Genomic DNA, 25,291 nt, shown 5'->3' on the forward strand with positions numbered 1-25,291 from the left:
CTGTTGGGGGGCGGGTCGACGGATGCCGATGGTAGTGCGCCGGGGCGACCACCGTGTTGCTGATGCAGGCGGATGTTGCCACGACGCGATGGTGTTTGGCGCCCCCGTCAATCCGTGCGGCAATGCAGCACCCCGGGCGGGCGAGGAACATGCACGGTGGACCGCGATCCCCGTCACTGCAGGCGCGGCCCTGCGCAACGCGTCGCGGGCGGTTGACAGCGTTGCCGCGGCTTTGTATGACAGCGCTGTCAGACAGGGGCGCTGACCCGCACGATTCCACTGCAACGACGACAACGCGCACCGCGCGTGGTCGTCGGTGACGGCGGTGCCCATACCGATCTCGAGCCATTCCCACTGGAGGTAGATGTCGTGAACAGCCCCACCAAGACCCTGCTCGGCACCTGCCTGCTGCTGGCCCTGGCCAGCCCGGCGCTGGCCGCTCCTGCCAGGGGTGAAACGCTGAAGGATTGGCCGCGTGTGACCAGCGCGATCGCGCCGGACCCGGCCCTCGAAGCACGGGTCCAGCAGATCCTCGCGCAGATGACGCTGGCGCAGAAGATCGGGCAGATGACCCAGCCCGAGATCAAGACGATCAGCCCCGAGCAGGTGCGGCAGTACTACATCGGCTCGGTGCTCAACGGCGGCGGCTCGTGGCCGGGCATGGACAAGCATGCCTCGGTGGCGGACTGGCTGCGTCTTGCCGATGCCTACCGCGCAGCGTCGCTGGCCACGGATGCGAAGACCCCCATCCCGGTGATCTGGGGCACCGATGCGGTGCACGGGCACAACAACGTCTACGGCGCCACGCTGTTCCCGCACAACATCGGCCTCGGTGCGGCCGGTGATGCCGAACTGATCGAGCGCATCGGCGAGGCGACCGCGCGCGCCACCCGCGCGACGGGCATCGACTGGGTGTTTGCACCGACCCTGGCCGTGGCCCACGACCCGCGCTGGGGCCGCACCTACGAGAGCTTCTCGTCCGATCCGGCGCGCGTGCGCGAGTATGCGCGGGCCTACGTCAGGGGCGCGCAGGGCCGCTTTGCCGACGACGGCAACGTGGTGGCCACCGCCAAGCACTACATCGGCGATGGCGCCACCGAGCACGGCCGCGACCAGGGCGAGGCGCTGGTCGGCAAGGCCGCGATGATCAACGTGCACGGCCAGGGCTACTACGGTGCGCTGGGCGAGGGCGTGCAGACGGTGATGGCCTCGTTCAACAGCTGGAACGACCGCACCGCCGGCATGGATTACGGCAAGATGCACGGCAGCAAGGCACTGCTGACCGATGCGCTGAAGCACAAAATGGGCTTCGACGGCTTCGTGGTGTCCGACTGGAACGGCATCGCCCAGGTGCCCGGCTGCCGCAACGACAGCTGTGCGCAGGCGATCAATGCCGGCATCGATATGGTGATGGTGCCCGATGACTGGAAGGCTTTCATCGCCAACACCATCGCCCAGGTGGAAAGCGGCGAGATTCCGATGGCGCGCATCGATGATGCGGTTGCCCGCATCCTGCGGGTCAAGCTGCGTGCCGGCCTGTTCAACCACGCACCTTCCGACAGCCGTTACGCTGGCGACAGCAAGGCGGTGCTGCATCGCGACCTGGCCCGGCGCGCCGTGCGCGAGTCGCTGGTGCTGCTGAAGAACGAGAGCAGCGTGCTGCCGCTGCGCCGCGATGCGCGGGTGCTGGTGGTCGGCAAGAGTGCCGACAGCCTGTCCGACCAGGCCGGCGGCTGGTCGCTGACGTGGCAGGGCACCGACAACACCAATGCCGATTACCCGCAGGCCGACTCGGTGCTGGGGGCGCTGCGCGCGGAACTGGGGGCGCGGCAGGTGACCTACAGCGCCGATGGCGCCGGCGTCGATGCGGGACAGTTCGACGTGGTGGTGGCCGTGGTCGGCGAGACGCCCTACGCCGAAACCAACGGCGACATCCTGCATTCGGACAGCGTCAGCCACAGTCGTACCTACCCGCAGGACCTGGCGGTGCTGCGTGCCGCGCAGGCGACCGGCAAGCCGGTGGTCACGGTGTACTTCTCCGGGCGGCCGATGTACACCAACGACCTGCTCAACCTGTCGCAGGCGTTCGTGGCAGCGTGGCTGCCGGGCACCGAGGGCAAGGGCATCACCGACGTGCTGGTGGCGGGCAGGAACGGCAAACCCGCGCACGATTTCCGCGGCCGCCTGAGCTTCCCGTGGCCGGGTATCCCGTGTCCGGCGCCGATCGACCAGCCCGACCCGAAGCGTCCGCCGCTGTTCGCGCTCGGCTATGGCCTGCGCTATGCGGCACCGGGCAGCGTGGGCCGCCTGCCCGAAGCCAACCCGGACAACTGCGGCGCGGTCACCACGCTGCCGATCTTCAACCGTGCCGATACTCCGCCGTTCGCACTGCACGTGGCCGCTGCCGGCGCCACCCAGCCGCTCGGCAACGACCTCAATGCCACCCTGCGTTGGCCCACGACCGCGCCGGTGGTCCAGGTGCGCACCGTGCAGGTGAACACCCAGCAGGACGCCAAGGAGGTGACCTGGCTGGCTCCCGCACAACTGGCCGCACGCAGCAGCTCGCGCCGCAATCTCGGCGCGCTGGCGCGTACCGACGGCGCGCTGCAGTTCGACGTGCAGCTGGTGCAGCGCCCGACGTCAGCGGTGAAGGTGACCATGCAGTGCGGCACCGGCTGCGAAGGCGGCGTGGATATCGCGCCGGTGCTGGCCCGGATGTCGCCGGGGCAGAAGCAGACCGTCACCGTGCCACTGGCCTGCTTCGCCAGGCAGGGCGTGGACCTGGGCGCGGTGGAAGCGCCGTGGGTGGTGAGTGCGGACAGGCCGTTCGCCGCGGCCTTCACCCAGGTGCGGGTATCGGTGGATGCGGCCAAGGCGGCTGGGGCAGTGCGCTGCCCGTAAGGTCCCGTGCATTGCGGGGAGCCGGCCAGCGGCCGGCACTACCGGGTAGTGGTCGCGGTGCCGTTGAAGACGCCAATAAAAAAGGCCCCGCGATGCGGGGCCTTTTCTGTTCGTCCGAAACGCGGATCAGCGCTTCATCGAACCGAAGAACTCGTCGTTGGACTTGGTGTTCTTCATCTTGTCGAGCAGGAACTCCATCGCGGCGATTTCGTCCATCGGGTGCAGCAGCTTGCGCAGGATCCAGATCTTCTGCAGCAGCTCCGGTTCGATGAGCAGGTCTTCGCGGCGGGTGCCCGAGCGGTTGATGTCGATTGCCGGGTACACGCGCTTTTCGGCGATACGACGGTTCAGGTGCACTTCGCTGTTGCCGGTGCCCTTGAACTCTTCGTAGATCACTTCGTCCATCTTGCTGCCGGTGTCCACCAGCGCCGTGGCGATGATGGTCAGGCTGCCGCCTTCCTCGACGTTGCGCGCGGCACCGAAGAAGCGCTTCGGGCGGTGCAGGGCGTTGGCGTCCACACCACCGGTGAGCACTTTGCCGGAGCTGGGCACCACGTTGTTGTAGGCGCGTGCCAGGCGGGTGATGGAGTCGAGCAGGATCACCACGTCCTTCTTGTGCTCGACCAGGCGCTTGGCCCGTTCGATCACCATTTCGGCAACCTGGACGTGGCGCGCGGCCGGTTCGTCGAAGGTGGAGCTGATGACTTCGCCGCGCACGGTGCGCTGCATTTCAGTTACTTCTTCCGGACGCTCGTCGATGAGCAGCACGATCATGTGCACGTCCGGATGGTTGGTGGTGATCGCCGTGGCCACCTGCTGCATCAGCATCGTCTTGCCGGCCTTGGGCGGGGAGACGATCAGCGCGCGCTGGCCTTTGCCCTGCGGCGCCATCAGATCCATGATGCGGCCGGTGATGTCTTCGGACGACCCGTTGCCGCGTTCCAGGGTAAAGCGCTTGCGCGGGAACAGGGGAGTCAGGTTCTCGAACAGCACCTTGTTCTTGGACGCTTCCAGCGGCTCACCGTTGATGGTGTCCACGATCGACAGCGCGAAGTAGCGTTCGCCGTCCTTCGGGAAGCGGATGCGGCCGGACAGGTGGTCGCCGGTGCGCAGGTTGAAGCGGCGGATCTGGCTGGGCGAGATGTAGGTGTCATCCGGGCCGGCCAGATAGCTGGCTTCGGCGGCACGCAGGAAACCAAAGCCGTCCGGCAGGATTTCCAGCACGCCGTCGGCGGCAACGCCGTCGCCGTGGCGGGTCAGCACCTTCAGCAGGGCGAAGATCACGTCCTGCTTGCGGGCACGTGCCACGCCTTCGGAGATCTGCAGCTGCTCGGCAATCTCCAGCAGCTTCTGCGCCGGCATGCGCTTGAGGTCGCTCAGCGAGTAGACCGGGAAGCCTTCGGGCACGTTGGCCTGCTGGCTGCGCACGAACGGCTGCTGCGGTTCGTTGTTGTCCTGCGGCATGCCGTCATCGTTGTAGCGATCGCCACCGCGGTTGCGGTCGCGGCGATTGCGGAAACGGTCGCGGCGGTTGCCTTGGCCTTGGCCCTGACCGTGGCCCTGGTTCTGGCCCTGACCCTGCTGGTACGGGTTCTGCCCGCCCTGCTGGGTCTGGTGGCGGCCATTCTGATTGCGCTGGCCACCGTCGCCGGTGTCCTGCTGACCACCGCCCTGCGCGGGCGATGCGTCGCCACCGGCAGACGCTGCCGGGGCCGATGCCTGCGGGGCTGCCGGAGCGGCAGCGGCCGGCGCCGGCGCGTCAGGCGCGGCAGCCAGGGGCAGGACGGGTTGTGCGGGGGGGGAACCGGCGTCGGTCGCGGTGGCGGCCTTGGCAACACGCGGCTTGCGCACGCGCTTCTCGGCGGGCGCGTCAGCGCTCCCGGGTTCGGAAGTAGTGATATCGGACAAGTGCTGGATTCCTCGCTAGAAGGTGCGAGCGCCCGGCAGGGCGGCGAACGTTGGGAAAGGATCTGGAAGAAACCGCGTCCAGAAGATGCGGCGCGCGAATGCGGCCGGATATGCCGACACTAACACCGGCTCGCGGCGGCGCGCAAGCCGGGTGGGGCAGGGTCATTCATGCGGGCGACGGGCCCGCGGGGCAGCCGGCTCGACCGGCTGCCTGCTGCGATCAGGCCAGGGCCTTGTCGAGCATGCCGGCCAGCTGGGCCTTGCCGACCGCGCCGATCTGCTGGGCCTGGACTTCGCCGTCCTTGAACACCAGCAGCATCGGAATCGAGCGCACGTGGTACTTGGCGGCCAGCGCACGGTTCTGGTCCACATTGACCTTGGCGATCTTGGCGCGGCCGTTGTAGGCGTCGGCCAGTTCGTCCAGGGCGGGGGCGATCATCTTGCAGGGACCACACCACTCGGCCCAGAAATCGACCAGGACCGGCTCCTTGGAATTCAGCACGGTGCTATCGAAGTCGGCGTCGCCGACATGTACAACCTTGTCGCTCATCTTGGTTTCTCGTCTGGAAATGCACCCGGCCAGGCCGGAGGAGGTTGAACCTGGACGACGCCTGGTGGGCGCCTTCCCCGTCTGCTGCCTCGTGGCCGCGTGGGCGGCCAGCGGTGCGTCAGGCCGGTTGCCTGGACGCGCACGGCGGGCAGTGTACCCCTATCGTCGCGAGCCGACAGGCGCGGGTTGGAAAGAAGCATCCCGTGACTGTCATCTCACTCTGCCGGGGCTGGCCTCTCAGATATGCGGGCCGTGAGGGCGCCTTCCAGCCCCCACCGGGGGGCTTGTTCAACTGGCGTCAGGGGCGATGAAGGCGGTGTCCTTTCTGGCGTCTCGCAGGCGCCTGCGACGGGTGAGCCCGGTTTGGCGCCGACATTGCGCTAAACTGCGCCATTGTGCGGCGCCCCAGGACCCCCGGTCCGGCCCCGCCACCTCCCGGCGCAGGGGCCGCAATGGCGACGGTGCCCTCCAAGAATGCTGCAAGCCAGCCGCACCTCTGCCGGCTGGCCTTACCAAGACGGACTCATGAGCGACAAACCGCTGACCGATTTGACCTTCTCCTCCTTCGAGCTGCACCCGGCCCTGCAGGCTGGCCTTGAAGGCGCTGGTTTCACCCGCTGCACCCCGATCCAGGCACTGACCCTGCCGGTGGCTCTGCCCGGTGGCGATGTCGCCGGCCAGGCCCAGACCGGTACCGGCAAGACCCTGGCGTTCCTGGTCGCGGTGGTCAACCGCCTGCTGACCCGCCCGGCGCTGGCCGACCGCAAGCCGGAAGACCCCCGCGCGCTGATCCTGGCGCCGACCCGTGAGCTGGCCATCCAGATCCACAAGGATGCGGTCAAGTTCGGTTCGGACCTGGGCCTGCGCTTCGCGCTGGTCTACGGCGGCGTGGATTACGACAAGCAGCGCGAGATCCTGCAGCAGGGCGTGGACGTGATCATCGCCACCCCGGGCCGCCTGATCGACTACGTCAAGCAGCACAAGGTGGTCTCGCTGCACGCCTGCGAAATCTGCGTGCTCGACGAAGCAGACCGCATGTTCGACCTGGGCTTCATCAAGGACATCCGCTTCCTGTTGCGCCGGATGCCCGAGCGCACCACGCGCCAGACCCTGCTGTTCAGCGCCACGCTCAGCCACCGCGTGCTGGAACTGGCCTATGAGCACATGAACGAGCCGCAGAAGCTGGTGGTGGAGAGCGAGTCGATCACCGCCGCGCGCGTGCGCCAGCGCATCTACTTCCCGGCCGACGAAGAGAAGATTCCGCTGCTGCTGGGCCTGCTCTCGCGCAGCGAAGGCGCGCGCACGATGGTCTTCGTCAACACCAAGGTGTTCGTCGAGCGCGTGGCGCGTTCGCTGGAGCGCGCCGGCTACCGCGTCGGCGTGCTGTCCGGCGACGTGCCGCAGAAGAAGCGCGAGAGCCTGCTCAACCGCTTCCAGAAGGGTCAGCTGGAAATTCTGGTGGCCACCGATGTGGCCGCGCGCGGCCTGCACATCGACGGCATCAAGTACGTCTACAACTACGATCTGCCCTTCGACGCGGAAGACTACGTGCACCGCATCGGCCGTACCGCCCGCCTGGGCGAGGAAGGCGATGCGATCAGCTTCGCCTGCGAGCGCTACGCGATGGGCCTGCCGGATATCGAAGCCTATATCGAGCAGAAGATTCCGGTTGAAGCGGTCACCAGCGAGATCCTGACCGCCCTGCCGCGTCCGGAACGCGCACCGCTGCCCGAGGGCGAAGCGGACGGCGACGAGAATGAAAGCGTCGGCCAGATCTTCCGCGAGGCGCGCGAAGCGCGTGCCGCCGAAGAGCAGCGCCGTGGCGGTGGCAGCAGCCGCGGCGGCAAGCCGTCCGGTGGCCGTGGCGAACGCCGCGGTCCGGGCGAGCGCAGTGCCGATGGCAAGCCGCGCCGCGAACGCAAGCCGCGTGTGGAAGGCGAGCAGCCGGCCGCCGAGGGTGTGTCCGCCGCGCCGCGTCCGGCGCAGGCCCCGGTCCAGGCCGATGGCCCGTCGGCGGCGACCAGCCCGGCGGTCGAAGGCGAGCGCGCACCGCGCAAGCGCCGTCGCCGCCGTCATGGCCGCCCGGTGGAAGGGACTGCCGAAGGCAGCGCCGCCCAGCCGGTGACCCCGGTGCAGGTGACTGCCAAGCCGATGCGCGCATCCGCACCGGCCGCGGATGCGGGCGCGTCGTTCCTGACCCGCATTGGTCGCAAGATCCGCCGGATGCTGTCGGGGTCGTAAGCCCCGGCGACGGTGACAGGGCCGGCCACTGGCCGGCGCTCCCGACCTCTACCCCCACCTGCACGCTGCCATCCTCGTCCTGCATAATCAGGGGATGAGCGTCCTGCGTTTTGACAATGTCAGCAAACAATATGCCGGCGGCCACCAGGCACTGGTGGACGTCAGCTTCGATGTCGCCCCCGGCGAGATGCTGTTCGTTACCGGTCACTCCGGTGCGGGCAAGAGCACGCTGCTGAAGTTGATCCACCTCGACGAGCGGCCCAGCCGCGGCGCGGTGCTGTTCGACGAACGCAACCTGCTCAAGGTGCGCGGCGGCAACATCCCGCGGCACCGCCGCGAGGTGGGCGCGGTCTACCAGGACCACCGCCTGCTGATGGACCGCAGCATCGCCGAGAACGTCGCGCTGCCGCTGATCCTGCGCGGTACACGCCGTGCCGAGATCGGCAAGCGGGTGCGCTCGGTGCTCGAACGCATGGGCCTGGGCCATCGCGAGAAGGCGCTGCCGTCGCAGCTGTCGGCCGGTGAGCAGCAGCGCGTCGGCATTGCCCGTGCCATCGTTGGCGAGCCCAAGCTGCTGGTCGCCGACGAACCGACCGGCAACCTCGATCCCACCCTCGCTGCGGAAATCATGGCGTTGTTCGCCGAGTTGCCCGAACGCGGCACCAGCGTGCTGGTGGTCAGCCACGATCTGGCCCTGCTGCGGCACATGCGCAAGCGCGTGCTGATCCTGGACCACGGTCGGCTGATCGACGACATCTCACCGCAGGACCTGGCCGAATGAGCGCACCGACCAACAAAGAAGCCGCGGCACCGTCGCGCCTCGGCGTGTGGCTGCATCACCACGGCCACAGCGTGGTGTTCAGCCTGGGCCGCGCCTGGCGCAAGCCGTGGGCGACGCTGCTCACGGTGATGGTCATGGCGCTCGCCCTGGCACTGCCGCTGGGCCTGTCGATCGCGCTGGACAACCTCAAGCACTTCGCCGGCAGCGTGCAGCAGTCGCGCGACATCAATCTTTTCCTGAAGACGTCCGTGGATGCCGCCGGCGCCGGCCAGGTGGCCGAGTCGCTGCGCGGGCGCGCCGATGTGTCGGCCGTGGCGCTGCGCACCCCGGCCGATGGCCTCGCCGAGCTGCGCGACAGCGCCGGGCTGGGCGAGGCCATCGACGCGCTCAACGACAATCCGCTGCCGACGCTGCTGATCGTGACGCCGGTGGCAGGCGCCGATGACGCGCGACTGGCGCAGTCGCTGGAAGGGCTGCCGCAGGCCGATCTGGTGCAGCACGACGCGCTGTGGCGCAAACGCCTGGATGCGTGGCTGGGCTTCGGCACCCGCCTGGTGCAGGTCCTGTCGGTGCTGCTGGGGCTGGGCGCGGCGCTGGTGGTCGGCAACACGGTGCGGCTGGACATCCAGGCGCGCCGCGACGAGATCGGCGTGCTGCAGCTGCTGGGCGCAAGCGATGGTTTCATCCGCCGCCCGTTCCTGTACCTGGGCGCGTGGTACGGCCTGGGCGCCGGTGCGATCGCGCTCGGCCTGATCGGCGTGGCCGGGCTGGCGTTGCGCCCGCCGCTGAGCGCGCTGTCGCAGAGCTACGGCAGCCCGTTTGTGCTGCATGGGCTGGACCTGTTGCATTCTTCGCTCGTGCTGGCCGGCACCGTGGTGCTGGGCTGGCTGGGCGCGTGGCTGGTGACGGGGCATTTCCTGCGCCAGACCCGTCCGACCGAAACCTGAGGCCCGCATGCGCCCGCAAGCCCTGAAGCACCTGGTCGACGACGCACCGCGCGTGATGGTCGTCGACGGCTCCAAGCTGGTCCGCAAACTGATCGCCGATGTGCTGCAGCGCGAGCTGCCGGCGGTGGACGTGGTGGGCTGCGCCAGCATCGAAGAGGCGCGCGCAGCATTGGCAGCCGGCCCGGTCAGTCTGGTCACCACCTCGCTGACGCTCAGCGACGGCGATGGGCTGGCACTGGCGCGGCTGGTACGCGAAACCGCGGGCCAGGCCTACGTGCCGGTGATCGTGGTGTCCGGTGACGCGCAGCAGCACCTGGAACAGCGCCGCTTCACCGAGTACGTCACCGACTATTTCGACAAGGCGTTGGGCCATGAGGCCTTGGCCACTTTCATCCGTGGCTACGTGCAGCCGGAGACGATTCCCGGCGCGACGATCCTGTACGTGGAAGACAGCCGGGTGGTCGCCGAGGCGACCAAGCGCATGCTGGAACGGCAGGGCCTGAACGTACTGCACGTGCTGACCGCCGAGGAAGCCTTTGCGCTGCTCACCGCCGAATCGCTGGGCCGCAGCAGCCACCGCATCGACCTGGTGCTGACCGACGTGACCCTCAAGGGCGAACTGAGCGGGCGCGATGTGGTGCAGCGCGTGCGGGTGGACTTTGGCTACGGCAAGCGCCGCCTGCCGGTGCTGGTGATGACCGGCGATGGCAATCCGCTCAACCAGTCCGGCCTGCTCCAGGCCGGTGCCAACGACCTGGTGCAGAAGCCGATCGAAGAACGGCTGCTGATCACCAAGGTGCTGTTCCAGCTGCGGCTGGCCCGACTCAACGAAAAACCCCTGGTGCGATGAACGACGACGTACAACCGAGCATCCAGCTCGAGCCGAGCTGGAAGGCGCGGGTCGGGGAGTGGCTGCTGCGACCGGAGATGCGCGAGCTGTCCGGCTTCCTGCGCCAGCGCAAGGCCGCCGGGGCACGGGTGTTCCCGCCCGGCCCGCAGATCTTCGCCGCGTTTGACGCCACGCCGTTCGAGCAGGTCAAGGTGGTCATCCTCGGCCAGGACCCGTACCACGGCGCCGGGCAGGCGCACGGCCTGAGCTTCTCGGTGATGCCGGGGGTGCCGGTGCCGCCGTCGCTGCTGAACATCTACAAGGAAATCGAGGCCGATCTCGGCCTGCCGCGTCCGGACCACGGCTGCCTGCTGCCGTGGGCGCAGCGTGGCGTGCTGCTGCTCAACGCCGTGCTGACGGTGGAGGAGGGCCATGCCGGCGCCCACCAGCGACGTGGCTGGGAAGGTTTCACCGACCATGTGGTGGACACGCTCAACCGCGAGCGCGAGGGTCTGGTGTTCGTGCTGTGGGGCGCCTACGCGCAACAGAAGGGCAAGGTGATCGACACGGGCCGGCACCGCGTGCTCAAGGCACCGCACCCCTCGCCGCTGTCGGCCCACCGTGGCTTCCTCGGCTGCCGGCATTTCTCGGCTGCCAACGAGTACCTGCGCCGGCGCGGGCACGGTGCCATCGACTGGTCGCTGCCGCCGCGCGCGCAGCTCGGGCTGGACTGAGCCAGTCGTTCAGCATTTCGATGATCGCGCGCGCCACCTGGCGTTTGCGCATGGGCATGCGACGCCACAACGACAGACTCCCGGGTTCCTGCGCAGCGCGCCGGATCAGCGGCAGGCGATGCGGCCAATGGCAGGTCGGTGCCGTCCTCGGGTCGCCCCGGTCACTGCCCGGCGGTTGATGAACGATGGGCAACCTTTTTTCAGATGAATGGGCGTGGTCCCGCGGGTCGTTCAGGCAAAAACGACGCCGTTCGCCGGTGTTTTCATGGCAACTTGTTGAAATAAAAGCAATATTCTGTTGATTCGATGCCACTCGCCACTGTCATCATTTCGCGGTACGTTATCCGGGTTATCGGTGCCATCGTTGCATGAACGGAACGCTGGAACTTCTTTCCCCTTTAGCAGTCCAAGTTTCCGACTGCTAAGATGCCCCTTATGAGCCAGAACATGTCTACTGCCCTTGTGGCAAACAATCTCCCGATTCCCAGTGCGCTCGGTTCGCTGGACGCCTACATCGGTGCCGTGCACCAGATTCCGGTGCTGTCGGTCGATGACGAGCAGGACCTGGCCCGCCGCTTCCGCGACGAGCAGGACCTGGACGCCGCGCGCGAGCTGGTCCATTCCCATCTGCGCTTCGTGGTGCACGTGGCCCGTGGCTACAACGGCTACGGCCTGGCGCTGGGCGACCTGATCCAGGAAGGCAACATCGGCCTGATGAAGGCGGTGAAGCGCTTCGACCCGGACATGGGCGTGCGCCTGGTGTCCTTCGCGGTGCACTGGATCCGTGCGGAAATGCACGAGTTCATCCTGAAGAACTGGCGCATCGTCAAGGTCGCCACGACCAAGGCGCAGCGCAAGCTGTTCTTCAACCTGCGCAAGTCCAAGACGCGCCTGGGCTGGATGAACGCGGCCGAAGTCAGCGCGGTCGCCAAGGACCTGAACGTGTCCGAGCGCGAAGTGCTGGAAATGGAATCGCGCCTGTCCGGTCGCGACATCGGTTTCGACGCGTCCAGCGATGACGACGACGACCATGCGCCGCCGTCGCCGGCCGCGTATCTGATGGCCAATGACGAAGATCCGTCGATGGCCTACGAACGCGCCGACAGCGAAGACAACCAGCTGCAGCTGCTGCGCGAAGGCCTGGCCGAGCTGGATGCACGTTCGCGCGACATCATCCGCCGTCGCTGGCTGGACGCGGACAGCAAGGTGACGCTGCAGGAACTGGCTGACGAATACGGCGTTTCCGCCGAACGTATCCGTCAGGTCGAAGCAAACGCGCTGAAGAAGATGAAGGCGCTGTTTACCGCGTAACGCGGGCTGCACGGTGTTGCATTGAAAAGCCCGGCCAATGCCGGGCTTTTTTGTGTACTGGCCTTTCCAGCATCAAAGCGCAGAGCGCCTCAACCGCGTTCGCGCACCACGGCGCGCCAGCCGATGTCGTTGCGATGGAACTCGTTGGCCCACGTCACCGCCGCCACACCTGCGTAGGCATTGGCCTGCGCGTCGCCCACGCTGTCGCCCAGCGCCGCCACGCACAGCACCCGGCCGCCCGCGCTGAGCACCTGGCCCTGCGCGTCAAGCGTCGTGCCGGCATGGAACACCTTGGCCGTCGAAGGCACCTGATCCAGCCCGTGGATCACATCGCCGGTGATCGGTGCCTCGGGGTAGGGCGCAGCCGCCATCACCACGCCCAGCGACGGGCGCGGGTCCCACTGGGCCTGCACGGCGTCCAGGCGCGCATCGATGGCCGCTTCGACCAGATCCACCAGGTCCGACTGCAGGCGCAGCATCACCGGCTGCGTTTCCGGATCGCCGAAGCGGACGTTGAATTCGATCACCTTCGGCGCGCCGCCGGCATCGATCATCAGCCCGGCATAGAGGAAGCCGGTGAACGGAATGCCGTCGGTGATCATGCCCTGTACGGTCGGGTTGACCACCTCGCGCATCACCCGCGCATGCACCTCGTCGGTGACCACCGGTGCCGGCGAATAGGCACCCATGCCGCCGGTGTTCGGGCCGGTATCGCCGTCGCCCACGCGCTTGTGATCCTGCGAGGTGGCCATCGGCAATGCGGTGCGGCCGTCCACCATCGAGATGAAGCTGGCTTCCTCGCCATCGAGGAACTCCTCGATCACCACGCGGGCACCGGCATCGCCGAAGGCGTTGCCCGAGAGCATGTCGCGCACCGCGTCTTCGGCCTCGGCCAGGGTCATCGCCACGATCACGCCCTTGCCGGCGGCCAAGCCGTCGGCCTTGACCACGATCGGCGCGCCCTTTTCGCGGAGATAGGCCAGGGCCGGCTCCACCTCGGTGTGCACCGCATAGAAGGCGGTCGGAATGCCGTGGCGGGCCAGGAAGTCCTTGGCGTACGCCTTGCTGCCTTCCAGCTGCGCGGCGGCGGCGGTGGGCCCGAAGATGCGGTGACCCGCCGCGCGGAAGCGGTCGACCACGCCGGCCACGAGCGGTACTTCGGGGCCGACCACGGTCAGCGCCACGCCCTCGGCGGCGGCCAGCGCGAGCAGGCCGTCCAGGTCGGTGACCTTGACCGGCACGTTGCGGCACTTGGTTTCGGTGGCGGTACCGGCATTGCCGGGGGCGACCAGCACTTCGGTCACCTTCGTCGACTGGGCCAGCTTCCAGGCCAGGGCGTGTTCACGGCCGCCAGCGCCGATGACCAGGATCTTCAATGCACTTCTCGCGTAAGGGGGGCAGACCGGCGATTTTACGCGGTGCCGGTGCCGGGTGCATGGCACGGTCGCCCGGCCGCGCGCCGGTCAGCTGCCGCCGCAGTCGTCCCGCTGCAGCGCCTCGGGCACCTGGTAGGCCCGCGTTGCCGGGTCGAACATCAACTGGTGGAACTCATGCGCCGCCCCGGCGCAGTCCTGGCCGCGGCCACGCACGGTGATCGGCCAGTAGCCGTCCACGGGCGCCTGCTGCTCCACCGTCGTGTTGAAGTCGATGTTGAAGACCGTGCCGTCGCAGTCGTCCGGATCGCTGTCGCAGTCGTAGCGGGTCAGGTTGTCGAGATGGTCGCGGTAGCGGGCCACCTCGCGCAGGCGGTTGCTGTGCAGGGCGACGTAGCTGCGGTCGACCAGCGAACCGCCGCGGCCATTCCAGCGCTGGGTGAGGTGGAAGGCGGGGCGCTGCGGCCCCAGCGTTGCGACCTGCACCGTACCGGGAACGCCATCGCTGCCGGCGTTGACCTGCAGGCGCTGGTCCACCACCAGCAGCGGCCACGGCTGACTGTCGCCGGCGACACCGCGCTCGCCGTCGCGCAGTACGAACAGGTCGACCCGTCCCGGTTCGACGGTCGCCGCATCCTCGATGGTCTGGCAGACCGCCAGCAGGGTGTGGGCCTGGTCATCGACCGTCACGTTGTGGCGGGCGCAGACCGCGCGCTCCACCGGCCGCATCGCCACCACCTCGGTGTCTTCCCAGCGGTCCTTCCAGGCGCCGTCCAGGCGCGCCCTGGCGCCATAGCGCTGGTGCAGGAAGGTCAGCAGGCGCGCGTCGGCATCGCCGCTGGCCATCACCGTCTCCACGATCGGGGCGGTGGTATCCAGCCGGGGTTTCGCCGTTTCCTGCACGGCCGGCACCTCCTTGCCGCACCCGGCCAGCAGGGCCACCGCCAGCGCGATGCAGGCGGGTGGAGCAGTGCGGTGGATGCCGGTTGTTGTCATGGTCATGGTGACGTCATCAGGAGAGGGCGCTGCCCTGCAGCGTAGTACCTACTCGCGGCAGTGTTCGCGCAGCAACGCGTCCGGGATCGGGTAGGCGCCTTTGGCCGGGTCGTACACCAGGCGGTAGTGCTCGTCGGTGGGGCCGGTGCATTCGGGTCCCTGGCCACGCACATCCAGCGCCGCGTAGCCGTCCTGCAGTGCCTGCATGTCCGCCGTCACGCTGAAATCGATGTTGAACAGCCGGTTGCCGCAGGCGGTCGGGTCTTCGTCGCAGTCGTACGCGCTGTCGTTGTCGATGTGGTCGCGGAAGCTGGCGACCGGGGTGAGGCGGGTGTCGTGCAGGGCGACGTAGGTGCGCGATACCAGCGAATAGCCCTGCCCGTACCAGCCATCGGTGATGCGGAACGCCGGCCGCTCGGGCCCCAGCGTATCGATCGCCACGGTGCCGGGCATGCCGCGCATGCCCGAGTACGTCAACAGGTGCTCGGCCACCCGCACCAGCGGGCGGGAAGCGGTACCAGGCGCCGCCTCGCCATCGCGCAGGACGTACAGGTCGATCCGTCCCGGTTCGACGCTGGCCGCGTCTTCGAGGGTCTGGCAGACCGCCACGAGATGATGCGGCTGCCCGGTCACTGCCACCGTCTGCCGGGCGCACAGGCGACGCTCCACCGGGCGCGTGGCGTCCTGGTCGGGGTCGTCCCACTGGTCCTTCCACGCCGTGTCCAGCGTGGCCTTGGGGCCGTAGCGGTCGTGCAGGAAGGCGAGCAGGCGTTGATCGTCGTCGACCGGATCGGCAGGCGCCGGTGTGGCCGCTGCGTGGCTGTCGAGCCGACGCGCCGGTTTGCCCGGATCGGCCGGCGTGGCATCACCGCAGCCGGCCAGCAGTACCGTCAGCGCCGCACCCAGCCAGGGGCGGGGGGCGCGGCGGTCGACATTCCCTGTCGTGGTCATCGTGACGTCAGTGGCGGAAGTGGCGCACGCCGGTGAACACCATCGCCAGGCCGTGCTCGTCGGCTGCGGCGATCACCTCGTTGTCGCGCATCGAGCCGCCCGGCTGGATCACCGCCTTGATGCCGGCGGCCGCAGCGGCATCGATGCCGTCGCGGAACGGGAAGAAGGCATCGGAGGCCATCACCGACCCGTCCACCACCAGGTTCGCATCGGCCGCCTTGATGCCGGCGATGCGGGCCGAGTAGACCCGGCTCATCTGGCCGGCGCCGACACCGATGGTGCGGTTGTCCTTGGCGTAGACGATGGCGTTGGACTTGACGAACTTGGCCACCTTCCAGGCAAACAGCAGATCGGCAAACTGCTTGTCGGTGGGCGCGAGCTTGCTGACCACGGTCAGCTCATCGCGCGCCATGCCGCGGTTGTCGGCGCTCTGCACCAGCAGGCCCGAGCCGATGCGCTTGGTGTCGTAGTTGTTGCGGCCATCGCCATGCGGAATGCGCAGCACGCGCACGTTGGCCTTCTTCTGCGCGTACTCGAGCGCGGCCGGTTCGTAGTCCGGGGCGATCAGCACTTCGACGAACTGGCGGTCCAGGATCACCTTGGCAGTGGCAGCGTCGAGCGGTCGGTTGAAGGCGATGATGCCGCCGAACGCGCTGGTCGGATCGGTCGCGTAGGCCAGCTCGTAGGCATCGCCGTTGCCGGCGCCCACAGCCACGCCGCACGGGTTGGCGTGCTTGACGATCACGCAGGCCGGCGCGTCGAACTGACGCACGCATTCCCACGCGGCATCGGCATCGGCCAGGTTGTTGTAGCTCAGTTCCTTGCCCTGCAGCTGCTGGAAGGTGGCCAGCGTGCCCGGCACCGGGTGCAGGTCGCGGTAGAACGCGCCGCTCTGGTGCGGATTCTCGCCGTAGCGCAGGTCCATCACCTTCACGAAACTGCTGTTCATCTGCGCCGGGAACTCGGTGCGCACCGGCACGGCCGCCTCGGTGCTGGCCACGGCGGACAGATAGTTGCTGATGGCCGCATCGTACTGGGCCACGCGGTTGAACGCGGCTACGGACAAGGCAAAACGCTTGCCGGCCGACAACCGGCCCCCGTGGGCGTCCAGCTCGGCGAGCAGCTCGGCGTACTGCGACGGGTCGGTCGCCACCGCGACGCGCGCGAAGTTCTTGGCTGCCGAACGCAGCATCGCCGGGCCACCGATGTCGATGTTCTCCACCGCCTCGTCGAGCGTGCAGCCGGCTTTGGCGGTCACCGCCTCGAACGGATACAGATTCAACACCAGCAGGTCGATCGCGTCGATGCCGTGTTCGGCCATCACGGCCTCGTCCAGCCCGGCGCGGCCGAGCAGGCCGCCGTGGACCCGCGGATGCAGGGTCTTGACCCGGCCATCCATCATTTCCGGGAAGCCGGTGACATCGGCCACGTCCTTGACGGCCAGGCCGGCGTCGCGGATCGCCTTGGCGGTGCCGCCGGTCGACAGCAGCTCGACGTTGCGGGCGGCGAGGGCGCGGGCCAGGTCGATCAGGCCGGTTTTGTCGGAAACGGACAGCAGGGCCCGGCGCACGGGCAGCAGATCGGAACTCATGGGGGCAGGAGATCGAAGCGGAGCGGGTGCATATTGTAGGCTCCCCGGCATCCGCCATGAACCACAGGACAGGGAATCGTGTCGATCTATGCGTTGAAGGGACGCTTCCAGGCCCTGCTGCGGCCCGCCGTAGCCGGCCTGTACCGGGCCGGGGTCACCGCCAACGTGGTCACGCTGGCGGCGGCGGTGGTCTCGCTGGCCGTGGCCGCCGCCGTGTACGTGTGGGGCCCGTCGCAGCCAATGGGGTATCTGGCGCTGCCGGTGTGGATGCTGCTGCGCATGGCGCTCAATGCCGTGGATGGCATGCTTGCCCGCGAATTCGGGCAGCAGTCGCGGCTGGGTGCCTATCTCAATGAACTCTGCGACGTCATCGCCGACGCGGCGCTGTATCTGTCGCTGCTGAGTCTGCCCGGGGTAGCCTCCGCTGCCCTGTGGACATTGGCGTGGCTGGCGGCGGTTTGCGAGTACGCTGGCGTCCTGGGCCTGATGGTGGGGGCAAGCCGTCGCTATGACGGTCCAATGGGCAAAAGCGATCGCGCGTTCGTGATCGGCGTGACAGGATTGTTGTTGGCCCTGGGCTGGATCGCAGCGCCAGGGGTGACCTGGATCGCGTGGGCAGCGGCCGCCTTGTGCGCGTGGACCACACTGCGCCGGGTAAGGACAGGATTGGCGGAGGCCGGCTGACCCAGCCGGCAGCCGATCAACGGCGGATTCCGCCGGATGCACAACGGAGTGATGCATGCGCGCACAGCAACACCTGCAGTTCCACAGTTTCGATGCACAGCCGCTGTTCTACCGGCATTGGCCCGCCACCGACCCGACTCCGGCCTCACCCCGGCGCGCGCTGGTGCTGCTGCATCGCGGGCACGAGCATTCCGGGCGCGTGGCGCACCTGGTGGACGAGCTGGACCTGCCCGGGATGGACGTGTTCGCCTGGGATGCCCGCGGCAACGGCCAGTCGCTTGGTGCACGCGGCGATGCGCCCGGCTTCGACGCGCTGGTGCGTGACCTGGACAGCTTCATCGCGCACCTGCACGACCATCACGGCATCGCCGTGGAAGACATCGCCATCATCGCCCAGAGCGTGGGCGCGGTCGTCGCCGCGACCTGGGTTCACGACTATGCGCCGCCGCTGCGTGCGCTGGTGCTCGCCTCGCCGGCATTCAAGGTGAAGCTGTACGTGCCGTTCGCGCGCCCCGGGCTGGCGCTGATGCAGAAACTGCGCGGCAACTTCTTCGTCAACAGTTACGTCAAGCCGCAGTGGCTCACCCACGACCCGGAACGGGTGGCCAGCTACGGCACCGACCCGCTGATCACCCGGCCGATTTCGGTGCGCGTGCTGCTGGGGCTCTACGAAGCGGCCGACCGCGTGGTCGGCGACGCACAGGCAATCACCGTGCCGACCCAGCTGCTGGTTTCGGGCGCGGATTTCGTGGTCCATCGCGCGCCGCAGGACCGCTTCTACGAGCGCCTGCGTTCACCGATCAAAGAGCGCCACCTGCTGCCCGGCTTCTTCCATGACACCCTCGGCGAGCGCGACCGCGCCCCGGCCGTGGCCGCCATCCGCCGCTTCATCGGCGAGCGCTTCGCCGCGCCGCTGGTACGGCCCAGCCTGCGCAACGCGCATCGCCACGGCCCCACCTTCGATGAGGCCGAGGTGCTGGCGTGGCCCCCGCAGCGCAACAGCCTGAAGGATCTGTACTGGCGCTTCACCCGCGCCGGCCTGCGCGTTGGCGGGCGCCTGTCCGAGGGCATCGCGCTGGGCCTGGAGACCGGCTTCGATTCGGGCAGCACGCTGGACTACATCTACCGCGACCAGGCACGCGGGCGCGGTCCGCTGGGCCGGTTCGTGGATCGCAACTACCTCGACGCCATCGGCTGGCGCGGCATCCGCGTGCGCCGCACCCACGTGCGCGAGCTGCTGCAGCTGGCGGCGCTGCGCCTGCGTGGCGAAGGCCGGCCGGTTCGCGTGCTCGACGTGGCCGCCGGCCACGGGCGCTATGATCTGGATGCACTGGCCCAGGGCGAACAGCGCGCCGATGCGATCCTGCTGCGCGATTTCAGCGAGCGAAACGTGGTTGAAGGCCGCGCGCTGATCGAGGCGTTCGGCGCGGCCGACATCGCCCGCTTCGAGCAGGGCGATGCCTTCGATGCCGATGCGCTGGCCGCGCTGCCGGACACGCCGACGCTGTCGATCGTGTCGGGCCTGTATGAACTGTTCGCCGACAACGACGCGGTGGCGCGCTCGCTGCAGGGCATCGCTGCCGCCATGCGCGAGGGCGGCTACCTCGTGTACACCGGTCAGCCGTGGCACCCGCAACTGGAGTTCATCGCCCGCGCGCTGACCAGCCACCGTGCAGGCGCGGCCTGGGTGATGCGCCGCCGCACCCAGCAGGAGATGGACGAACTGGTGCGCCTGGCCGGATTCGAGAAGGTCACCCAGCGCATCGACCGCTTCGGCATCTTCACCGTGTCGCTGGCGCGCCGGGTGGGCCATGACTGAGGGCGGGCGTCCCTGGCGGCGCGCGCTGCTGTGGCTGGCCCTGCTGGGGCCGTTCTTCTTCCTCAGCTATGGCTTCGCCAATGCGATGGCCGCGCGCCTGCCGTTCGTGCCGTCGATCGTGTTCGACTGGGAAGCGCGCATTCCGTTCCAGGCCTGGACCATCGTGCCCTACTGGTCCATCGACCTGTTCTACGTGGCGTCCTTCTTCGTCTGCACCCAGCGCGCCGAGCTGGACGCGCACGCGCGCCGGCTGCTGACCGCGCAGCTGCTGTCGGTGGCGTGCTTCCTGCTGTGGCCCCTGCGCTTCAGCCTGGAGCGGCCCGACACCGGTGGCGTGTTCGGCTGGTTGTTCGATGTGCTGCTGGGCTTTGACAAGCCGTTCAACCAGGCGCCGTCGCTGCACATCGTGCTGCTGGTGGTGCTGTGGGTTCGCTTCCAGCAGCACCTGCACGGTCTGTGGCGGACCGCGCTGCATGTCTGGTTCGCATTGATCGGGCTGTCGGTGCTGACCACCTGGCAGCATCACTTCATCGACGTGCCCACCGGCGTGGCGGTGGGCTGGCTGTGCGTGTGGCTGTGGCCGCTGCAGGGGTCGTCACCGCTGCGGCACTGGCAGTGGGCACGCGAGCCCACGCGCTGGCGGCTGGCCGTGCTGTACCTGGCCGGCAGCGCCGGCTGTGCGGCCCTGGCGTGGGCCGTGGGCGGGTGGGCGATGTGGCTGGCGTGGCCGGCCCTGTCGCTGCTGCTGGTGGCGCTGGCGTACGCCGGCCTGGGGATCGCCGTGTTCCAGAAGCAGGAGGACGGGCGGCTGAGCATGGCCGCGACCTGGCTGCTGGCGCCGTACCTGGGTGCCGCCTGGCTCAATGCGCGCTGGTGGACACGACGCGCGCCGCAGCCACAGCTGGTGATCGACGGGGTGTGGCTGGGCCGGCTGCCGGACGCCGATGCCACGCTGACGGTGGCAACCGTGGTGGATGTGTGCGCCGAGCTGCCGTTCCGCACGCGGGTGCGGCATTACCGCAGCGTGCCGATGCTCGATCTGGCCACGCCATCGCCGGCCGCGCTGCGTCAGGCCGCCGATGCGATTGCGCATGGCCGCCGGCGCGGCGAGGTACTGGTGTGCTGCGCACTGGGCTATTCGCGCAGCGCCGCTGCCGTGGCCACCTGGCTGTGCCGCAGCGGCCATACCGCCAGCGCCGATGCCGCCATCACCCTGCTGGCACAGGACTGCCCGCGGATCGTGCTGCACGCACGCCACCGCCGGGCGATTGAACAGGCCGTGCGCGAGGGCGCCGCCAATGGGCAGACACAGGTGAATGCATGAGCATGCTGTTCCAACTGCGGGTGATGACCGCCGTACTGCGCCAGGCACGCCTGGCGGCGGTGATATCCACCCTGCTGGCTGCCGCCGCGCTGCTGCTGGCAAGCGTGTCGTCGGCCCCTGGCCTGGTGGCCATGACACTGGCGCTGGCCTCGCTGCTGGCTGCGGGGGTGCAGGCGTATTACGCCGCCCGCGTCGGTTTCGATGCGGCGCTGCTGGAGGCCATGCAGGCCTGCCATCCGGATGCCGCCCCCGGTGTGATCGACGATGTCCTGCAGAAGCTGGGCCTGCGTGACGCGTCGGCGACCAGCCGCGGCTGGCAGGCACGCTGGCAGGGCATGCGCCGGCTGATGCGCTGGCAGCTGCTCGCGCTCGGCGCGCAGGCGGTGCTGCTGCTGGCGGCACACCTGTGCCGGTGGGTGCCGTGGTGATCGCCGACCTGATCGCCCGCGGCTGCAGTGGCGCGATCCGCACGCTGACCGGCGCGCGGGCGTTGTGGCAGGGCTGTGCGCCGTCGAGCGACCACCGCGTGTACTACGGCAACCACGCCAGTCACGGTGACTTCGTGCTGATCTGGTCGGCGCTGCCGATCACGCTTCGCCGCCAGGTGCGGCCGGTGGCCGCGGCCGACTACTGGCAGCGCGATGCCCTGCGCCGCTACCTGATCCATGCCGTGTTCAACGGCGTGCTGATCGAGCGCGATGCGGCCAAGCGCGAGCACGACCCCATCGCCTGTCTGTGCCAGGCGGTGGACGAGGGCAACTCGCTGATCCTGTTCCCCGAGGGTACCCGCAACACCGACGAGGGCGTGCTGCCGTTCAAGAGCGGCATCTACCATCTGGCGCGGCAACGCCCGGAGCTGGAGTTCGTGCCGGTGTGGATCGACAACCTCAAGCGGGTGATGCCCAAGGGCCGCTGGCTGCCGTTGCCGCTGCTGTGCACCACTACGTTCGGCGAACCGCTGCGGCTGAAGGCCGACGAAGACAAGGACCGCTTCCTGGAGCGGGCCCGGCTGTCGCTGCTCGCGTTGGACCCGCAGCCACGCAGGCACCGCGCATGACCGTGTTCCAGGTGTTGTCCACCGACGTGGCCCAGCTGTCCACGCACGCGCAGACCCGGCTGCTGTTTGCCGGCATCGCCGCCGTGCTGGTGGTGGCCACGGTGATCGCCGAGACCCTGCGCTGGCGTGCGCGGCATGCGCCCAGCCCGGTGCTGGCCAACCTGGTCTCGCGCATCCGCGCCTGGTGGGTGATGGCCGCCGTGGTGGCGCTGGCGTTCTTCTTCGGGCGTACCGGCGTGGTGGTGCTGTTCGCGGTGGTGTCGCTGTTCGCCCTGCGCGAGTTCATCACCCTTACGCCGACCCGGGCCGGCGACTACTACGCGCTGCTGGCGGCGTTCTACATCGTGCTGCCCTGGCAGTACTGGCTGGTGTGGACCGACTGGTACGGCCTGTACACGCTGCTGATCCCGGTCTATGCGTTCCTGTTCCTGCCGATCCTGGCCACCATCGGTGGCGACACCACCGACTACCTGGAGCGCACGTCCAAGGTGCAGTGGGGCCTGATGATCTGCGTGTTCTGCATTTCCCACGTGCCGGCGCTGCTGAACCTGCGCCTGGCCGGTGTGGAACCGGCGCGCAACCTGCTGCTGTTCGCCTTCCTGGTGATCGTGGTGCAGTCCTCGGATGTGCTGCAGTACGTGTGGGGCAAGCTGATCGGGCGGCGGTTGATCGCGCCGAAGCTGTCGCCGTCCAAGACCGTGGAGGGGTTCATCGGCGGGGTACTGTCGGCCAGCGCGCTGGGCGCGGCACTGTGCTGGCTGACCCCGTTCACGCCGTGGCAGGCGTTCGGCATGTCGCTGGTGGTCAACCTGATGGGCTTCTGGGGCGGCCTGGTGATGTCGGCGATCAAACGCGACCGCGGCATCAAGGACTGGGGCCACATGATCGAGGGCCACGGCGGCATGCTCGACCGGCTGGATTCGGTGTGCTTCGCCGCGCCGGTGTTCTTCCACCTGGTGCGGTACTTCTGGAGCGGTTGATCCGCGTACCGGCCACGGGTCGGTATCCGCCGCGAGAGACGGATCGACACCGGCTCAGGTGGTGATGCCGTATTCCTTGAGCTTCTTGCGCAGTGTGGCGCGGTGGATGCCCAGCATCGCAGCGGCGCGGCTCTGGTTGCCTTCGCAGTGGTTGAGCACCTCCACGAACAGCGGAATCTCCATTTCACGCAGGACGATCTCGTAGACATCGTCGGCATCACAGCCATCCAGGTCCCGCAGGTACCGCCTCACCGACTGGGCTACATGTTCGCGCAGCGGTGGCTTGGGAGCGCCACGACTGGTGTCAGGACGAGGAAGGACAGCGTTCAAGGAGGATCCCGATGCAGGAGCCGGGGCGGACAACAGCCCTCGGCGGAATGATGATGGGGCCAGTCTACCGTGTGCGCCCGCAGGCTGCCACGCCGAACCGGACGAACGGCAGGGTCACAGGAACTCGAATGTGAATGCGACGGTCGATGCCGCAGGCTCGCGGACACGGAAGGCGATGCGCGCGCTCTGTCCCGGCTCCAGCACATGGCCGCTGGCGTTGGCGGCGCCCAGGTAGTCGGCCGGCGCGAATTCGCCGGTGCCGATCAGGCGGCCATCGGCATCGGACAGCGACAGACGCAGCGCAGGCCATGCCTGTGCCCAACGTGCATCGTTACGGAAGCTGGCCTGCACCTGCAGCGCACCCGGTTGTCCGGGTACAGGGCGGACATCGCGGCTGATCATGCTGAACGCTGCCGGTTCGCGCCACGCCGGCAACGTACAGCGCAGCACGCTGCACAGGCCGGCGATCCACGGGCGCGTACCGGCATCGGCGGCCAACCGGGCGCGGTCGGCCACTGCGATCTGCAACAGCAGCAGCACACCAAGGCCGGCGACCAGGCCCCATTGCCAGCGCGGCGTACGCAGGCGCGCACGGGGCGCCTGCAGGAAGCTTGGTGCGGTGGCGAGCGGCGCATCGTCGGCGCTCGCACCGGCCGTCAGCGCGTCGTCAGCCGGTGTCGCATCGGCCTCAACAACGGGCTCCGCGTCGGTCTCCGCATCGACCTCGGCGGGCGGTATCGCGATCTGCGGCAATGCGTCGCCCCACGGCGTGTCGCCGGTGCTGGCGGTGGTGTCGTCATCGGCACGACCGTCAGCCGGCGCCGGCGGAAGGCGGTCGTCCACGGGCGCGGCGTCCTGCGCAGGACGCAGGAAGGTGGCAAGCGGACGTCGCGGAGGCTGCGTGGGCTCGGACATGGGCGCGGGACCGGGCGAAGGACGCCTTATTCAAGCACGGCGGGTGCCGGTGATGCGCATCCAGTCCTCGTCCTGGGCCACTTCCAGCGCCTCGAACCACGGCGCGTAACGCTCCAGCAGTTCGCCTTCCTGGCCGTGCAGGATGCCCGACAGCGCAATGCGGCCACCGGGCGCGACGCGCGCAGCCAGCACCTCGGCCAGGGCGTCCAGTGCCGAGGCCAGAATGTTGGCCACCACCACCGGGTAGGTGGCCGGCGGTTCGTCGGCCGGCAGGTACACCGCGATGCGGTCCTGGAGGCCGTTGCGCTCGGCGTTGTCGCCGGTGGCGATCACGGCCTGCGGATCGTTGTCCACGCCCACGGCGCGGGCGGCGCCGAGTTTCAGTGCGGCCAGCGCCAGGATCCCCGAGCCGCAGCCGAAGTCGAGCACGGTCTGGCCATCCAGCGCGCCCTCGGCGGCCAGACCGTCGAGCCAACGCAGGCACAGCGCGGTGGTCGGGTGGGTGCCCGAGCCGAAGGCCAGGCCCGGGTCCAGCCGCACCACGGCCGCGTCGTCGGCCTGCGCGGCCTCGGGCAGGTCATGGTTCCAGGGCACGATCCAGGTGCGCTCGCCGAACGCCATCGGCTGGAACTGGTCCAGCCAGGCGCGTTCCCAGTCTTCGTCCTGGACCGCACGGAAGCTGGCGTTGCCCCAGTCCAGACCCGGGTCGAACGCATCCAGCGCGGCCAGCAGGGCCAGCGCGTTGGTATCGGCCGGGAACAGCGCGGTCAGCACCAGGTCGTTCCACAGCGGGGTCTCGCCCACGCCGGGTTCCAGGATGGCCTGCTCGTTGCTGGTGTCGGCGTCGGCATCGAGCAGGGTCACCGCCAGCGCACCGACGTCGTCCAGCGCATTCTCATAGCGGGGCTGCGTGGTTTCGGTGCAGCGGAGGGTGAGTTCCAGGAAGGGCATGGGGGCGAGGCCTGCGGAAAACCGTGCATGCTAGACCATTGCGCGCGGGCGGTCCCGGCGTGCCGATCGCGACATCGTCTCCCGAGTGGCTGAGATGCTGGCCGGGTGCCGGTTCAGA

At 68.7% G+C, this 25,291-nt stretch carries 22 protein-coding genes; 13 read left to right on the top strand and 9 right to left on the bottom strand.

All coding sequences use genetic code 11. From position 1 onward, the window contains the following. The first annotated feature begins 369 nt into the window (after window positions 1-369). Window positions 370-2,901, top strand: a complete 2,532-nt coding sequence (locus ACPEH8_RS11140; RefSeq protein ID WP_423666760.1) for a glycoside hydrolase family 3 N-terminal domain-containing protein — start codon at window positions 370-372, stop codon at window positions 2,899-2,901. Between the two features lie 126 nt (window positions 2,902-3,027). Here ACPEH8_RS11140 and rho read toward each other — a convergent pair whose 3' ends face one another. Further along, the gene (gene rho, locus ACPEH8_RS11145; RefSeq protein WP_423666762.1) at window positions 3,028-4,809 is read right to left on the bottom strand and encodes a transcription termination factor Rho; all 1,782 of its coding nucleotides are present in this window, start codon (window positions 4,807-4,809) and stop codon (window positions 3,028-3,030) included. Window positions 4,810-5,029: 220 nt separating this feature from the next. Continuing rightward, window positions 5,030-5,359, bottom strand: coding sequence for a thioredoxin TrxA (trxA, locus tag ACPEH8_RS11150; protein WP_136004572.1), 330 nt, complete (start codon window positions 5,357-5,359; stop codon window positions 5,030-5,032). A gap of 525 nt (window positions 5,360-5,884) precedes the next feature. Between trxA and rhlB the strand changes: the two genes are divergently transcribed. From rhlB to rpoH, 6 genes are all read left to right on the top strand, one after another. After that, entirely contained in the window at window positions 5,885-7,600 is a 1,716-nt protein-coding gene (gene rhlB / locus ACPEH8_RS11155) for an ATP-dependent RNA helicase RhlB (RefSeq protein WP_136004571.1), read from the top strand. 94 nt (window positions 7,601-7,694) lie between these two features. Continuing rightward, on the top strand, window positions 7,695-8,381 hold the full coding sequence (ftsE, locus tag ACPEH8_RS11160) for a cell division ATP-binding protein FtsE (RefSeq protein WP_017354631.1): 687 nt from the start codon (window positions 7,695-7,697) through the stop codon (window positions 8,379-8,381). Then, the gene (gene ftsX / locus ACPEH8_RS11165; protein WP_423666765.1) at window positions 8,378-9,328 is read left to right on the top strand and encodes a permease-like cell division protein FtsX; all 951 of its coding nucleotides are present in this window, start codon (window positions 8,378-8,380) and stop codon (window positions 9,326-9,328) included. Before ftsE ends, ftsX begins: the two co-directional genes overlap by 4 nt. Window positions 9,329-9,335: 7 nt before the next feature. Next, the gene (locus ACPEH8_RS11170; protein WP_017354633.1) at window positions 9,336-10,178 is read left to right on the top strand and encodes a response regulator; all 843 of its coding nucleotides are present in this window, start codon (window positions 9,336-9,338) and stop codon (window positions 10,176-10,178) included. After that, a complete protein-coding gene (gene ung / locus ACPEH8_RS11175) occupies window positions 10,175-10,891 on the top strand; it encodes a uracil-DNA glycosylase (protein ID WP_136004567.1) in 717 nt (238 codons plus the stop codon). Before ACPEH8_RS11170 ends, ung begins: the two co-directional genes overlap by 4 nt. Window positions 10,892-11,326: 435 nt before the next feature. After that, on the top strand, window positions 11,327-12,202 hold the full coding sequence (rpoH, locus tag ACPEH8_RS11180) for an RNA polymerase sigma factor RpoH (RefSeq protein WP_017354635.1): 876 nt from the start codon (window positions 11,327-11,329) through the stop codon (window positions 12,200-12,202). 89 nt (window positions 12,203-12,291) lie between these two features. On the opposite strand, the gene purD is transcribed toward rpoH, so the two are convergent. The 4 genes from purD to purH form a co-directional block, all read right to left on the bottom strand. Next, window positions 12,292-13,578, bottom strand: a complete 1,287-nt coding sequence (gene purD, locus ACPEH8_RS11185) for a phosphoribosylamine--glycine ligase (protein ID WP_017354636.1) — start codon at window positions 13,576-13,578, stop codon at window positions 12,292-12,294. An 87-nt stretch (window positions 13,579-13,665) separates the two neighbouring features. Continuing rightward, window positions 13,666-14,577, bottom strand: a complete 912-nt coding sequence (locus ACPEH8_RS11190; protein ID WP_166473514.1) for a hypothetical protein — start codon at window positions 14,575-14,577, stop codon at window positions 13,666-13,668. Between the two features lie 42 nt (window positions 14,578-14,619). Beyond that, the gene (locus tag ACPEH8_RS11195; protein WP_423666768.1) at window positions 14,620-15,522 is read right to left on the bottom strand and encodes a hypothetical protein; all 903 of its coding nucleotides are present in this window, start codon (window positions 15,520-15,522) and stop codon (window positions 14,620-14,622) included. 7 nt (window positions 15,523-15,529) lie between these two features. Beyond that, window positions 15,530-17,113, bottom strand: a complete 1,584-nt coding sequence (gene purH, locus ACPEH8_RS11200) for a bifunctional phosphoribosylaminoimidazolecarboxamide formyltransferase/IMP cyclohydrolase (protein WP_423666771.1) — start codon at window positions 17,111-17,113, stop codon at window positions 15,530-15,532. 75 nt (window positions 17,114-17,188) lie between these two features. Here purH and ACPEH8_RS11205 point away from each other — a divergent pair, with 75 nt between their 5' ends. From ACPEH8_RS11205 to ACPEH8_RS11230, 6 genes are read left to right on the top strand one after another with little or no spacing between them, the layout of a single operon-like run. Further along, window positions 17,189-17,797, top strand: coding sequence for a CDP-alcohol phosphatidyltransferase family protein (locus ACPEH8_RS11205; RefSeq protein ID WP_026070539.1), 609 nt, complete (start codon window positions 17,189-17,191; stop codon window positions 17,795-17,797). A gap of 55 nt (window positions 17,798-17,852) precedes the next feature. Next, complete coding sequence (locus ACPEH8_RS11210) at window positions 17,853-19,616, top strand: bifunctional alpha/beta hydrolase/class I SAM-dependent methyltransferase (protein ID WP_423666774.1); 1,764 nt, start codon at window positions 17,853-17,855, stop codon at window positions 19,614-19,616. After that, entirely contained in the window at window positions 19,609-20,940 is a 1,332-nt protein-coding gene (locus tag ACPEH8_RS11215) for a phosphatase PAP2/dual specificity phosphatase family protein (protein ID WP_153165029.1), read from the top strand. Before ACPEH8_RS11210 ends, ACPEH8_RS11215 begins: the two co-directional genes overlap by 8 nt. Then, the gene (locus tag ACPEH8_RS11220) at window positions 20,937-21,368 is read left to right on the top strand and encodes a hypothetical protein (protein ID WP_136004555.1); all 432 of its coding nucleotides are present in this window, start codon (window positions 20,937-20,939) and stop codon (window positions 21,366-21,368) included. Before ACPEH8_RS11215 ends, ACPEH8_RS11220 begins: the two co-directional genes overlap by 4 nt. Next, window positions 21,365-21,997: a lysophospholipid acyltransferase family protein gene (locus ACPEH8_RS11225; RefSeq protein WP_026071037.1), complete on the top strand. Its 633-nt coding sequence runs from the start codon at window positions 21,365-21,367 to the stop codon at window positions 21,995-21,997. The genes ACPEH8_RS11220 and ACPEH8_RS11225 overlap by 4 nt, the downstream gene beginning before the upstream one ends. Beyond that, on the top strand, window positions 21,994-22,977 hold the full coding sequence (locus ACPEH8_RS11230) for a phosphatidate cytidylyltransferase (protein ID WP_017357620.1): 984 nt from the start codon (window positions 21,994-21,996) through the stop codon (window positions 22,975-22,977). The genes ACPEH8_RS11225 and ACPEH8_RS11230 overlap by 4 nt, the downstream gene beginning before the upstream one ends. 54 nt (window positions 22,978-23,031) lie before the next feature. Here the strand turns inward: ACPEH8_RS11230 and fis are convergent, their stop codons facing one another. From fis to prmA, 3 genes are all read right to left on the bottom strand, one after another. Then, entirely contained in the window at window positions 23,032-23,307 is a 276-nt protein-coding gene (gene fis / locus ACPEH8_RS11235; protein ID WP_026071038.1) for a DNA-binding transcriptional regulator Fis, read from the bottom strand. 114 nt (window positions 23,308-23,421) lie between these two features. Further along, the gene (locus ACPEH8_RS11240; RefSeq protein WP_423666777.1) at window positions 23,422-24,222 is read right to left on the bottom strand and encodes a DUF3426 domain-containing protein; all 801 of its coding nucleotides are present in this window, start codon (window positions 24,220-24,222) and stop codon (window positions 23,422-23,424) included. Window positions 24,223-24,252: 30 nt separating this feature from the next. Beyond that, a complete protein-coding gene (prmA, locus tag ACPEH8_RS11245) occupies window positions 24,253-25,173 on the bottom strand; it encodes a 50S ribosomal protein L11 methyltransferase (protein ID WP_153165026.1) in 921 nt (306 codons plus the stop codon). Window positions 25,174-25,291 lie beyond the last annotated feature (118 nt).

Source organism: Stenotrophomonas sp. NPDC077461, assembly GCF_049545475.1.
Classification (GTDB): domain Bacteria; phylum Pseudomonadota; class Gammaproteobacteria; order Xanthomonadales; family Xanthomonadaceae; genus Stenotrophomonas; species Stenotrophomonas nematodicola.